This window comes from Arenimonas sp. (assembly GCF_041913985.1).
GTDB lineage: Bacteria > Pseudomonadota > Gammaproteobacteria > Xanthomonadales > Xanthomonadaceae > Arenimonas.
On record NZ_JAYSEG010000002.1, the window covers coordinates 93,651 to 105,268 of the forward strand.

Below are 11,618 nucleotides of genomic sequence, written 5' to 3' on the forward strand. Positions count from 1 at the left end.
CCAGGAGAGCCGCCATGGCCCCCAGCAATCTCGACAACACCGCCCGCGTGCTGCCCGACGTGGCCAAGGAAGCCCAGCCGGCCCATGCGGGCGTGCTGGACTGGGTGGGCATGGGCGAAATCGAGATGCCCGTGAGCCTGGTGGGCGACGACGGCCGCACCAGCACCGCCGGTGCCCGCGTCAACGCCTTCGTCAACCTCAAGCGCCCGGACGTGCGCGGCATCCACATGTCGCGCCTGTACCTGCACGTGGACAAGGCGCTGTCGAACGAGCCGGCCACGCCGGGCGCCGTGCGCCGCCTGCTCAAGGACTTCCTGGAATCGCACGCCGACCTGTCCGACCGCGCCATGGTCAGCCTGCGCTTCGAGCACCTGGTGCGCCGCCCGGCGCTGGCCAGCGACAACAGCGGCTGGAAGACCTACCCGGTGTCGATCACCGGCGTGATGGACCGCGGCCAGTTCGCGCTGGAGCTGGGCCTGACGGTGGCCTATTCCAGCACCTGCCCGTGTTCGGCGGCGCTGGCGCGCCAGCTGATCCAGGAGCAGTTCGCCAACGATTTCGCCGAGGGTGGCTCGCTCGACCGCGAGGCCGTGCTGGCCTGGCTGGGCACCGAGCAGGGCATCCGCGCCACGCCGCACAGCCAGCGCAGCTACGCCGAGGTGAAGCTGCGGCTGGTGCCCTCGTTCCAGAACTTCCCGATCGTGGAAATCATCGACCGCATCGAGCAGGCGCTCAAGACGCCGGTGCAGACGGCGGTGAAGCGCGTGGACGAGCAGGCCTTCGCCCTGCTCAACGGCCAGAACCTGATGTTCTGCGAAGACGCCGCCCGCCGCATGCAGGCCGCGCTGGAGCGCGACGAGCGCATCAGCGACTTCTGGCTGCGCGCCTCGCACCACGAAAGCCTGCACCCGCACGACGCCGTGGCCGTGGCCACCAAGGGCGTGCCGGGCGGCTACACCGCGCTGCCCGACGGCCTGGCCTCGCGCTGACCGCGGCGGGGCTCAGTCGCAGCCGAGCCCTTCGGTGCGGCCCAGCCGCTCGAGCACCATCACCTTGTTGCCGTCGGCGCCGGCCAGTTCGGCCAGCGCGCGGTCGCAGTTTTCGAACGTGAGTGTCAGGCTGCCCCAGACGGGCCGCTGGATGGCGCCCGCGTCGAACTGGTTGAAGCGCCCGCCGGTGGTGGCGCGCATCTCCAGCACCAGCGGCTGCCCGTAGTCGAAGGGGCCGGTGCGCTGGCCGAGCAGGAACATATTGCTGCCGTCGTCCTGGTGGCCGTAGAAGAACACCAGCAGGGTTTCCCCGTTGATCCACAGCACTTCGATGCCCTGGCCGCTGGTGGCCGGCTCGAACCACGCGCCCATCAGGCCGCGGGTGTCGGCGATGGCGTTCACCGCGCTGCCCACCCGGAACACGTGGCGCTCCACCTTGCCCTGGAAGCGGGCCTCGTAGGTCCACAGGCCGTGCGGCGCGTCGGCCGGCAGGGCGTTGTTCCAGTACCAGTAGGCGCCGTTGTAGTACGCGGGCGCGCCGGGGTCTTCGGCCATGTCGAAGGTCCAGCTGGCGAACTCGCTGCCGTCGGGGCGCAGCACGCGGAATTCGCTGAGCATGCCGCGGCCGATGTCGCGGTAGGCGGCCAGGAAGCTGACCGGGTCGCCGGGCTGGAAGGTGTCCTTGAACTTTGGCTGGTCCACCGTGTTCGGGCAGTTCGGGAACACCGGTGCGCCGGAGTGGGTGGAAATGCGGTTGATGGCCGGGTCGCGGTAGGGGCGCTGCTGCGCCCAGGTCGAGCTGGAGGCGTTGCAGGCGCCCTGGTGCGGCTCGACGGTGGGCGCATTGACGTTGTTGCTGGCGCGTACCTCGAAATGCAGGTGCGGACCGGTGGAAATGCCGGAACTTCCGACCTTGCCGATCACCTGGCCGGCGGCGATCTGCGTGCCGATGGGCAGCGGCGTCACCGAGCCGCGCTTCATGTGGAGGTAGCGCGCGATGGTGCCGTCGGCGTGCAGGATGATCACGTAGTTGGCGGTGTCGGGGCCGTCCCAGTTGCAGGAGCGGTCGTTGTAGCCGTCCTGCTTCTCGATCAGCGTGCCCGGCGCGGCGGCCCGGATGTCCACCGGCGCCGTGTCCATCAGGTGCCAGGGGAAGGGCCAGATGAAGTAGTCGGTGCCGCGGTGGTTGTAGCCGGCGCTGGTGTCGTAGGTGCGGGTGCCGCAGGTGTAGTCGCGGATCTGGTTGGGCCAGGCCAGGTTGAGGTCGACGAAGCCGGAGATGCCGTGCCAGTCCACCCCGACGCCCGGCACCGGGCCCAGCGGCCAGGCCAGCCCGCCCACCTTCGGCGCGACGCCCTCGGGCAGGCGGCCCTCGGCGCGCAGGCGTTCGATGTTGGCGGCCACTTTCTCCACCATGCGCCGGTCCTGGGCCTCGGACACCTGGTCCATGGCGCCGTCCACCGGCAGGGCGTGGCCGCCGTCGGGCGGCACCGCGAGGGCGGGGAGCGAGAGCAGCGCGGCGCAGGCCGCGAACCAGGCGGGGTGGCGCATGGGAAGCTCCCGGGTGGCGGGGTCGATTGCCCCGGCCTCGATACTGGCAGAAGGGCCCCCGGCCACCAAGGCCGGAAGTCACGCTTCAGCGGTTGCCGGCGGGGTCGAGCAGGGGCTGCGGGTCCACGCGTACGCCGAACCAGTTCATGCCCCAGTGCATGTGCGGGCCGGTGGCGCGGCCGGTGGCGCCCACCAGGCCGATCACCTGGCCCTGGTCGACGCGTTCGCCCACCTTCACGTCGATGCGGCTCAGGTGCAGGAAGTTCGAGCTCACGCCGTGGCCGTGGTCGAGCAGCACGGTGCCGCCGGTGAGGTAGAGGTCGGGTTTGGCGAAGGTGACCACGCCCGGCGCCGGCGCGCGCAGCGGCGTGCCGGCCTTGGCGGCCACGTCGAGGCCGGAATGCGGCGAACGCGGCTCGCCGTTGTAGATGCGCTGGCTGCCGTACACGCCGCTCACGCGGCCGGTGACCGGCCAGCGGAAGCCGGCGGCGAAGTCGCTGCGGGCGTCGTCGCGCTCGCGCGCCGCCGACACCTCGGCCTGCTCGCGGGCGATGCGCGCGGCGATTTCCGGCGAGGGCGTGACGGTGGACTGCGGCACGCCGTCCACCCGCTCGATCTTCCACTCGCGCGGCTGCACCGGCGCTTCCAGCGTTTCCATGCGGCCGTCGGCGTGCAGCACGGTGAGGCGCAGCGGGCCGGTTTCGTCGCGGCCCACGCCGAAAACGAAGCGGCCCTCGGCGTCCACGCGCAGGCTGCGCTCGCCGTAGGCCACTTGGCTGCCGGGGCTGGTGCGGCCGAGCACCAGGTCGCCCTGGGAAATGCGCGCCGGCAGTTCGGTGGCGGCGTGGCCCGCGCCGGACAGGACCAGCAGCAGCCAGGCGAGGCGGAAGGGGCGGAGGCTCATGGCGTGTCCTTGCCGGGCCAGGTGTCGGGCACCGGGTCCACGCCGCCGGGGTTGAGCGGGTGGCAGCGGGCGATGCGTTTCGCGCCCAGCCAGCCGCCGCGGAGCACGCCGAAACGCTCCACGGCCTCCATGGTGTAGCTGGAGCAGCTGGGGTAAAAGCGACAGCGCTGGCCCAGCAGGGGGCTGATGGCCAGCTTGTAGCCGCGCAGCAGCAGGATGACGGGTTTTTTCACTGATTGCGCCGGGGCTGCTGCCGGCATAAGGTTGCCGCTCGTGGAGGACTAGGCTATAACACGCCGCCTTCGAGCCTCAAGGAAAGAGAGGAATCGCCCTAGTGGCCGCCAAGAAAACCACCAAGAAGGCCGCCAAGCCGGCCGCCAAGAAGCCCGTCAAGGCCGCCAAGCCGGTGAAGAAGCCGGCCGCCAAGGCCAAGCCGGCCGCCAAGCCCGCCAAGAAGGTCGCCAAGAAGGTTGTGAAGCCCGTGGCCAAGAAGGCCGCGAAGCCCGCTGCCAAGGCCAAGCCGGCCGCCAAGCCGGTGAAGAAGGCCGTGGCCAAGGCCAAGCCGGCCGCGAAGCCGGTCGCCAAGGCCAAGCCCGCGGCCAAGCCGGCCGCCAAGGCCGCGCCGAAGCCGGCGCCGAAGCCCGCGGCCAAGGTGGCCCCGAAGCCGGCGGCCAAGCCCGCGCCGGCCCCGGCCGCCGCCAAGGCCAAGCCGGCGGCTGCGCCCGCCAAGCCCGCGCCCGCCGCCCCGGTGGCGGCGAAGGCCGCGCCGGCCACGCGCACCAGCACGGGCGTCCGTGCCGGCTACGTCAAGCCGGCCGCGCCGCGTCCGGAGCGCATCAAGCCCGCCCCGACGCGCGAGCGCGTGGAACTCCCGGCCGGCTACAAGCCGAGCCCGAAGGAGGAGTACATGGGCCCGATGCAGCTCGAGTACTTCCGCCAGCGCCTGCTGCAGTGGAAGGACGACCTGGTCGAGGAGTCCAAGCAGACCATCGAGAACCTCAAGGAAGAAGTGCGCGACGTCGGCGACGAAGCCGAGCGCGCCAGCCGCGAGTCCGAGAACAGCCTGGAACTGCGCACCCGCGACCGCTACCGCAAGCTGATCAGCAAGATCGACAGCACGCTCAAGCGCATCGAGGACGGCAGCTACGGCTACTGTGTGGACACCGGCGAAGAGATCGGCCTCGAGCGCCTCGAAGCCCGCCTCACCGCCGAGCGCACCATCGACGCGCAGGAGCGCTGGGAACACCGCCAGAAGCAGATGGGCGAATAAGCCCGGGTTTCAGGCAGTCGAGCAAAGCCCCGGGTAACCGGGGCTTTGTTTTTTCCGCGTCACTTGAAGTCGTAGAACTTCCAGTCGGCCTTGAGCTCGCCGGCGGGCACTTCGCCGCGCAGGCGGGCGCGCACGGCGGCCACGGGCATGGGGCCGCCCTTGAGGATGGTGTCGTGGAAGTCGCGCTCGGTCATCTTGCCCGACACGACGAACTCCTCGTGCAGCGCGCGGAACTGCAGCCCGCCGATCATGTAGGCGATCTGGTAGAGCGGGCCGTAGTCGCCGGCGAAGCTGCGGCGCACTTCGGCGCGGGCGTTCTCGCGCTCGTGGCCGACGCGCTCCACCAGCAGGTCCACGGCCTGGTCCGGGGTCATCTTGCCCAGGTGGAAACCCAGCGAGAACAGGATGCGGGCGGCGCGGTGGCTGCGCCAGAACAGCATGCCGATCCTGTCTTCCGGCGTCTTGGCGAAGCCGCGGTCGTACAGGCGGAATTCCCAGTACAGGGCCCAGCCCTCGCCCCAGAACGGCGTGTCGAACAACTCGCGGTGGGTCTGGTAGCGGGTGTTGTAGAAGTACTGCAGGTGGTGGCCCGGGATCAGCTCGTGGTGCACCACGGCGCGCGAGAAATGGCGGTTGTTGCCGCGCAGCGCCATCAGCTTCTTGTCGTGCGGCATGGTGTCGGTGGGGTAGGCCACCCACACGTCCTGGCCGCCCAGGAAAAACGGCGCCTGCAGCTGGTATTCGGGCGAGAGCATGGTCATGCGCCAGTCGCGCTTGGCCAGCTCGGGCACGCTCACCAGGTCGTTGTCGACGAGGTAGTTGATGGCCTCGTCGGCCAGCTCCACCACCAGTTTCGGCTGCTCGCCCGGCGCCGGGTGGCGCGACTTCACGATCTCCAGCGCCTCGTGCCAGTCCTTGGCGCCCATTTCGGCGGCGGCCTTGGCCAGCTCGCGCTGGCACCACGCCAGCTCGCGCTCGGCCAGGTCCATCAGCTGCTCGGGCGTGTAGGGGATCAGCTCGTGGTGCAGGCCCTCGAGCAGGGCCTCGCGACCGATCGGGTCGCCGATGATGGTTTCCGGGTCCTGGGCGCCGGCGAGCTTGTCGCGCAGCAGGGTGCCGTAGGACTCCATCTGCTTGTCGAGCGCTTCGTAAGGCTGGCGGGTCCACCAGCTGAAGTCCGGGTCGTAGCCGGCGTGGAATTCCTGCCACTGCTTCAGGTCGCCGCGCACGCCCTCGAGCAGGCGCGCGGCGCGGTAGGCCACGATGGGCGTGCTGCCCAGGGCCTTGGGGTCCTTCTCCAGCTTGGCCTGCAGCTCCGCCAGGGCCTGGCGCGCTTGGTGCAGGGTGTCGGCACTGGCGCGGCCCTCGGGGTATTCGAGCGCGCGCCGGGCTTCGGCCAGGGCGATCAGCGTGTCCACGCGCGGCAGCAGCGGCGCGGCTTCCTCATAGCGCTGGCGCTGGAAGTCGAGCTGGGACAGGCGGTAGGCCAGGTCGCGCTGGAACAGCGCGGCGTCGAGGCGGTCCTCGAGGCCCAGGCTGGCCACGTCCAGTTCGCCCAGGCGCGTCTGCCAGTCGCGGTAGAGCTGGTACAGCGCGGCCTGCCGGCGCGGGCCGGCGGTGGTGTCGCGCACCCGCTCGAGGCTGGCCAGGTCGGCGCGGAAGCGCGCGATCACCGGCGCCAGCACCTGGGTCGAGGCCGGCATCTCCTGCAGCGCCGGGGCCAGGGACGGGGGCTGGGAAGCCAGCGCCGGGGCGGCGAGGGCAAGCGCCAGGCAGCTGGCGAGCAGGCGGAGACGGGGCATGGCGGTTCCTTGGTTCAGGCCGGGGCGTGCCGGCGCGCGGTGTCCTGGATGAACTGCAGCAGCGAGGCCAGGCCGTTGCTGCGCGTGGGCGAAAGGTGCTTGGCCAGGCCGATGGCCGCGATGTAGTCGGGCGTGGTGGCCAGGATCTCGGCGGCGCTGCGGCCCGAATAGACGCGCAGCGCCAGGTAGATCAGGCCCGAGACGATGGTGGAGTCGCTGATGGCGTGGAACTCGAGCGAATCGGCGTCGCCTTCCGCCACGATCCACACCATGGACTGGCAGCCGTGCAGCCGGTTGGCTTCGGTCTTCCATTCCTCGGGGAAGGGCGGCAGCTTGCGGCCCAGGTCGATCAGGTACTGGTAGCGCTCGGACCAGTCGCCGAAGAAGCTGAATTCATCGGCGATGGCGGCCTGGGCCTCGGCGGCGCTGGCTTCGGTGGGGCGCATCAGGCGCGCCTCCAGCGCACGCCCTGCGCGGTGTCCTCGAGCAGGATGCCTTCCTCGGCCAGCTGCTTGCGGATGGCGTCGGCGCGCAGGAAGTCGCGCGCCTGCTTGGCGGCGTTGCGTTCGTCCACCAGGGCCTGGATGCGGGCGTCGTCGCCTTCGTCGCCGCCGCGGCCGAACCAGGCCGCCGGCGACTGCTGCAGCAGGCCCAGCAGCAGGCCGCCGCCGAGCAACTCGGCCTTCAGGCTGGCGCGGGCAATGGGCGACTCGGCCTTGCGGGCCTCGCCGGCGATGCGCGCCAGTTCGGCCAGGGCGGCCGGGGTGTTGAGGTCGTCGCACAGCGCGGCTTCGATGGCCACCGGCACGATGGGCTCGATGACCGGCACGTCGCCCAGGTCGCGCAGGGTGCCGTAGAGCCGGTCGAGCGTGCGCACGCACTGTTCGATCAGGCCTTCCGACCACTCCAGCGGCTGCCGGTAGTGGGCCGAGAGCAGGGCGTAGCGCAGGGCCTCGGGCGGGTGCTGTTCGAGCAGCTCGTGCACCAGGGCCACGTTGCCGATGGACTTGGACATCTTGGCGCCGCCGAAATTCAGCAGGCCGTTGTGCAGCCAGAAGCGCGCGAAGGTGCGTCCGCCGTGGGCGCAGGTGCTCTGGGCGATCTCGTTCTCGTGGTGCGGGAACTGCAGGTCGACGCCACCGCCGTGGATGTCGATGGTTTCGCCCAGGTGCGCCGCGGCCATGGCCGAGCACTCGATGTGCCAGCCAGGGCGGCCCACGCCCCAGGGCGAGGGCCAGCCGGGCAGGTCGGGGCTGGAGGGCTTCCAGAGCACGAAGTCGCCGGCGTCCTTCTTGTACGGCGCCACTTCCACGCGGGCGCCGGCCAGCATTTCCTCCGGGTCGCGGCGCGAGAGCTTGCCGTAGTCGGCGAAGCTGGGCACCGAGAACAGTACGTGGCCCTCGGCCGCATAGGCGTGGCCGGCCTCGATCAGCCGCTCGATCATGGCGATGATGTGCGGGATGTGCGCGGTGGCGTGCGGGGTCACGTCGGGCGGGGCCACGCCCAGCCGGCCCATGTCCTCGGCGTAGGCCTGGGCGTACTTGCCGGTGATCTCGGCGATGGGCACGCCCAGCTCGCGGGCGGCGTTATTGATCTTGTCGTCCACGTCGGTGATGTTGCGGGCGTAGACGAGCTTGCCGTAGCGTCGGCGCAGCAGGCCCGCGAGCACGCCGAACACCACCGGCGGGCGGGCGTTGCCGATGTGCACGTAGTTGTAGACGGTGGGACCGCAGACGTACATCGTCACCCGGTTCGGGTCCTGGGGCTCGAAGACCTCCAGCTGGCGGTTCAGGTTGTTGTAGAGTCGCAGTTCCATGGCGCGGCGCAGGCGGAAACCTTGAGTCTAGCAAGCCCGCGGCCGGTGATTAACGAAAATCTTAGGCCAGGGTTCAGCAGTCCGGTGCTTGAATTCCAGCGTCTGCCCGGAGAACGAACCATGAGCTTCGCCACCCGCGTCCTGCCCCTGCTGGTCCTGGCCTCGGCCCCGGCCTTCGCGCAGTACGAATCCGACCCGTACGAGGACGCCGGCTACGACGAATACGCCCAGTCGGTGCCGGAAAACGTCAGCTATGGCTACGCCCAGGTCCTGCGCGCGGACGAGGTGGTCGAGATCGTCCGCACCCGCACCCCCGAGGAGCGCTGCGAGGACACGGTCGAATACCGTGACTCCCGTCGCACTACCAACGGCACCGTCATCGGCGCCATCGTCGGCGCCGCCCTGGGCAACCAGGTGGGCAAGGGCGACGGCCGCAAGGCCGCTACCGTGGCCGGCGCCGTCGCCGGCGGCATGATCGGCAACAACGTGGCCCGCAACAAGGCCGAGGCCGAGGCCCGCGGCTGCCAGATCGTCGAGGTCGAGCGCGAGGAGCGCCAGGTGGTCGGCTACGACGTGGAATACATGTACAAGGGCGAGAAATACATGTCCCGCCTGCCGTACGACCCGGGCAACCGCCTGCGGGTGCGGGTCTCGGTGACCCCCGACGACCCCTCGGCGGCCGTCCGCTGACCTTGCGGCCGGGCGCCCCGGCCGGCATACTCCCAGCCCCATGAACCTGCGCCTTTCCGCCACCGACGTCCTGAGCTCCGCCTACATGGCGGCGGGCATGACCTCGCGCGCGCGCCGACCGGAACCCCACAACTCCGCTGGGTAACCGGACGCCGTCGCTCGTTCACCGGAAAAAGCCCAGCCTCGTGCTGGGCTTTTTTGTTTTCGTTTTCCCCTTTCCCCTCAGGATCCCGCGATGAAGCACTTCCTCAACACTCAGGACTGGTCCCGCGCCGAGCTCGACGCCGTGCTGGCCCAGGCCGCCGCGTTCAAGCGCAGCAAGGCCGGCGACCAGCTCAAGGGCAAGTCCATCGCGCTGGTGTTCTTCAACCCCTCGCTGCGCACCCGCACCAGCTTCGAGCTCGGCGCCTTCCAGCTCGGCGGCCACGCGGTGGTACTGCAGCCGGGCAAGGACGCCTGGCCGATCGAGTTCGAGCTGGGCAAGGTGATGGACGGCGAGGCCGAGGAGCACATCGCCGAGGTGGCGCGGGTGCTCTCGCGCTACGTCGACCTGGTGGCCGTGCGCGCCTTCCCGAAGTTCCAGGACTGGGCGGTGGACCGCGAGGACAAGGTGCTGCGCGCCTTCGCGAAGTATTCGACGGTGCCGGTGATCAACCTCGAAACCATCACCCACCCCTGCCAGGAGCTGGCGCATGCGCTGGCGCTGCAGGAGCACTTCGGCACCGCCGACCTGCGCGGCAAGAAGTTCGTGCTCACCTGGACCTACCACCCCAAGCCGCTCAACACCGCCGTGGCCAACTCGGCGCTCACCATCGCCACCCGCATGGGCATGGACGTGACCCTGCTGTGCCCCACGCCCGAGTACGCGCTCGACGAGCGCTACCTGGGCTGGGCGCGCGACAACGTGGCCGAGTCGGGCGGCAGCTTCCGCATGAGCCACGACATCACCGAGGCCTACACGGGCGCCGACGTGGTGTACGCCAAGAGCTGGGGCGCCATTCCGTACTTCGGCCGCTGGGAGCAGGAAAAGCCCATCCGCGACGCGCACAAGCACTTCATCGTGGACGAGGCCAAGATGGCGCTCACCAACAACGGCGTGTTCAGCCACTGCCTGCCGCTGCGCCGGAACGTGAAGGCCACCGACGCGGTGATGGATTCGCCGCAGTGCATCGCCATCGAGGAAGCCGAGAACCGGCTGCATGTGCAGAAGGCGGTGATGGCGGCGTTGGCCAACCAGTAAGAACCCCTCTCCCCAACCCCTCTCCCGGGACGGGAGAGGGGCTATTCAGGAAATTTTGAAATGACTGACAAGCACATCGTCCTCGCTTTTTCCGGCGGCCTTGATACCAGCTTCTGCATTCCCTGGCTGAAGGAGCGCGGCTGGGCCGTGCATACCGTGTTCGCCGACACCGGCGGCGTGGACGCCGAGGAACGCGCCTACATCGAGGCCCGCGCGGCGGAACTGGGCGCGGCCAGCCATGTCACCGTGGACGGAGGCCCGGCCATCTGGGACGGCTTCGTGAAGCCGTTCGTGATGGCGGGCGAGGGCTACCAGGGCCAGTACCCGCTGCTGGTGTCCGACCGCTACCTGATCGTCGACGCGGCGCTCAAGCGCGCCGCCGAGATCGGCACCCGCGCCATCGCGCATGGCTGCACCGGCATGGGCAACGACCAGGTGCGCTTCGACCTGGCGGTGAAGGCCGCCGGCGACTACCAGATCGTCGCGCCCATCCGAGAAATCCAGAAGGAGCACACCCAGACCCGCGCCTACGAGCAGGCCTACCTGGAAGAGCGCGGCTTCGAAGTGCGCGCCAAGCAAAAGAGCTACACCATCAACGAGAACCTGCTGGGCCTGACCATGTCCGGCGGCGAAATCGACCGCTGGGAAGCCCCGGGCGAAGGCGCCCGCGGCTGGTGCGCGCCGCGCGCCGAATGGCCGGCGCAGCCGCTGCGCGTGGCCATCACCTTCAAACAGGGCGAGGCCGTTGCGCTGGACGGCGTGGTGATGCCCGGCGCCGCCATGCTGGCGAAGCTCAACGGCCTGTTCGCGAAGTACGGCGTGGGCCGCGGCCTCTACACCGGCGACACCACCATCGGCCTCAAGGGCCGCATCATCTTCGAGGCCCCGGGCCTGGCGGCGCTGCTCACCGCGCACCGCGCGCTGGAAGAAGCCGTGCTCACCAAGCACCAGAACCGCTTCAAGCCCGAGGTGGCGCGCAAGTGGGTGGAGCTGGTGTACGAAGGTTTCTACAACGACCCGCTCAAGACCGACCTCGAGGCCTTCCTCGCCTCCAGCCAGGCCTGCGTGAACGGCGAGGTGGTGCTGGAAACCCAGGGTGGCCGCGTGGACGCCGTGGCCGTGCGCTCGCCGCACCTGCTCAATGCCAAGGGCGCCACCTACGCCCAGTCGGCCGACTGGGGCGTGGCCGAGGCCGAGGGCTTCATCCGCCTGTTCGGCATGTCCAGCACCCTTTGGGCCGAGATCAACCCCAAGCCCTGAACCCCCTCACGCCCTTGTAGGAGCGGGGGGGCGCACCCACCCCCCCCCCGTCAACACGTCGGGCGAGGTCGACGACCACAGCGTCCACCAGCATTT

Annotated in this window: 11 protein-coding genes; 5 read left to right on the forward strand and 6 right to left on the reverse strand. The window is 70.1% G+C overall.

From position 1 onward, the window contains the following. Positions 1-14: 14 nt before the first annotated feature. A complete protein-coding gene (gene folE2, locus ACE3Q2_RS01155) occupies positions 15-989 on the forward strand; it encodes a GTP cyclohydrolase FolE2 (protein WP_231697424.1) in 975 nt (324 codons plus the stop codon). A gap of 12 nt (positions 990-1,001) precedes the next feature. On the opposite strand, the gene ACE3Q2_RS01160 is transcribed toward folE2, so the two are convergent. The 3 genes from ACE3Q2_RS01160 to yidD all read right to left on the reverse strand — a co-directional run bounded on the left by ACE3Q2_RS01160 (position 1,002) and on the right by yidD (position 3,677). Then, positions 1,002-2,540, reverse strand: coding sequence for a peptidoglycan DD-metalloendopeptidase family protein (locus ACE3Q2_RS01160; RefSeq protein ID WP_374472154.1), 1,539 nt, complete (start codon positions 2,538-2,540; stop codon positions 1,002-1,004). Positions 2,541-2,625: 85 nt separating this feature from the next. Next, on the reverse strand, positions 2,626-3,444 hold the full coding sequence (locus ACE3Q2_RS01165; RefSeq protein ID WP_231697425.1) for a M23 family metallopeptidase: 819 nt from the start codon (positions 3,442-3,444) through the stop codon (positions 2,626-2,628). After that, positions 3,441-3,677 (reverse strand): membrane protein insertion efficiency factor YidD, encoded by a 237-nt coding sequence (gene yidD / locus ACE3Q2_RS01170; RefSeq protein ID WP_374472156.1) that lies wholly within the window; start codon positions 3,675-3,677, stop codon positions 3,441-3,443. The genes ACE3Q2_RS01165 and yidD overlap by 4 nt, the downstream gene beginning before the upstream one ends. 101 nt (positions 3,678-3,778) lie before the next feature. On the opposite strand from yidD, the gene dksA reads away from it, so the two are divergent. Further along, entirely contained in the window at positions 3,779-4,714 is a 936-nt protein-coding gene (gene dksA / locus ACE3Q2_RS01175) for an RNA polymerase-binding protein DksA (RefSeq protein ID WP_374472158.1), read from the forward strand. Between the two features lie 59 nt (positions 4,715-4,773). Here dksA and ACE3Q2_RS01180 read toward each other — a convergent pair whose 3' ends face one another. The 3 genes from ACE3Q2_RS01180 to cysS are packed head-to-tail and all read right to left on the reverse strand — an operon-like array spanning position 4,774 to position 8,332. Then, complete coding sequence (locus tag ACE3Q2_RS01180; protein WP_374472160.1) at positions 4,774-6,516, reverse strand: DUF885 family protein; 1,743 nt, start codon at positions 6,514-6,516, stop codon at positions 4,774-4,776. Positions 6,517-6,530: 14 nt separating this feature from the next. After that, complete coding sequence (locus ACE3Q2_RS01185) at positions 6,531-6,962, reverse strand: SufE family protein (protein ID WP_374472162.1); 432 nt, start codon at positions 6,960-6,962, stop codon at positions 6,531-6,533. Beyond that, positions 6,962-8,332, reverse strand: a complete 1,371-nt coding sequence (gene cysS / locus ACE3Q2_RS01190; RefSeq protein ID WP_374472164.1) for a cysteine--tRNA ligase — start codon at positions 8,330-8,332, stop codon at positions 6,962-6,964. Before cysS ends, ACE3Q2_RS01185 begins: the two co-directional genes overlap by 1 nt. A gap of 120 nt (positions 8,333-8,452) precedes the next feature. Between cysS and ACE3Q2_RS01195 the strand changes: the two genes are divergently transcribed. The 3 genes from ACE3Q2_RS01195 (at position 8,453) to ACE3Q2_RS01205 (ending at position 11,522) form a co-directional block, all read left to right on the forward strand. Beyond that, entirely contained in the window at positions 8,453-9,022 is a 570-nt protein-coding gene (locus tag ACE3Q2_RS01195; protein WP_374472166.1) for a glycine zipper 2TM domain-containing protein, read from the forward strand. Positions 9,023-9,257: 235 nt separating this feature from the next. Beyond that, positions 9,258-10,262 carry an N-acetylornithine carbamoyltransferase gene (locus tag ACE3Q2_RS01200; protein ID WP_374472168.1) on the forward strand — a complete coding sequence of 335 codons (1,005 nt, stop codon included), beginning with the start codon at positions 9,258-9,260 and terminating at the stop codon, positions 10,260-10,262. A 60-nt stretch (positions 10,263-10,322) separates the two neighbouring features. Continuing rightward, a complete protein-coding gene (locus tag ACE3Q2_RS01205) occupies positions 10,323-11,522 on the forward strand; it encodes an argininosuccinate synthase (RefSeq protein WP_374472170.1) in 1,200 nt (399 codons plus the stop codon). The last annotated feature ends 96 nt before the right edge of the window (positions 11,523-11,618 follow it).

Bases quoted from the DNA above. Each gene is read 5' to 3' on its own strand.
- ACE3Q2_RS01180 (WP_374472160.1), bottom strand. From the start codon at position 6,516: ATGCCCCGTCTCCGCCTGCTCGCCAGCTGCCTGGCGCTTGCCCTCGCC.
- ACE3Q2_RS01185 (WP_374472162.1), bottom strand. From the start codon at position 6,962: ATGCGCCCCACCGAAGCCAGCGCCGCCGAGGCCCAGGCCGCCATCGCC.
- ACE3Q2_RS01195 (WP_374472166.1), top strand. From the start codon at position 8,453: ATGAGCTTCGCCACCCGCGTCCTGCCCCTGCTGGTCCTGGCCTCGGCC.
- ACE3Q2_RS01205 (WP_374472170.1), top strand. From the start codon at position 10,323: ATGACTGACAAGCACATCGTCCTCGCTTTTTCCGGCGGCCTTGATACC.
- ACE3Q2_RS01160 (WP_374472154.1), bottom strand. From the start codon at position 2,540: ATGCGCCACCCCGCCTGGTTCGCGGCCTGCGCCGCGCTGCTCTCGCTC.
- ACE3Q2_RS01165 (WP_231697425.1), bottom strand. From the start codon at position 3,444: ATGAGCCTCCGCCCCTTCCGCCTCGCCTGGCTGCTGCTGGTCCTGTCC.
- folE2 (WP_231697424.1), top strand. From the start codon at position 15: ATGGCCCCCAGCAATCTCGACAACACCGCCCGCGTGCTGCCCGACGTG.
- cysS (WP_374472164.1), bottom strand. From the start codon at position 8,332: ATGGAACTGCGACTCTACAACAACCTGAACCGCCAGCTGGAGGTCTTC.
- ACE3Q2_RS01200 (WP_374472168.1), top strand. From the start codon at position 9,258: ATGAAGCACTTCCTCAACACTCAGGACTGGTCCCGCGCCGAGCTCGAC.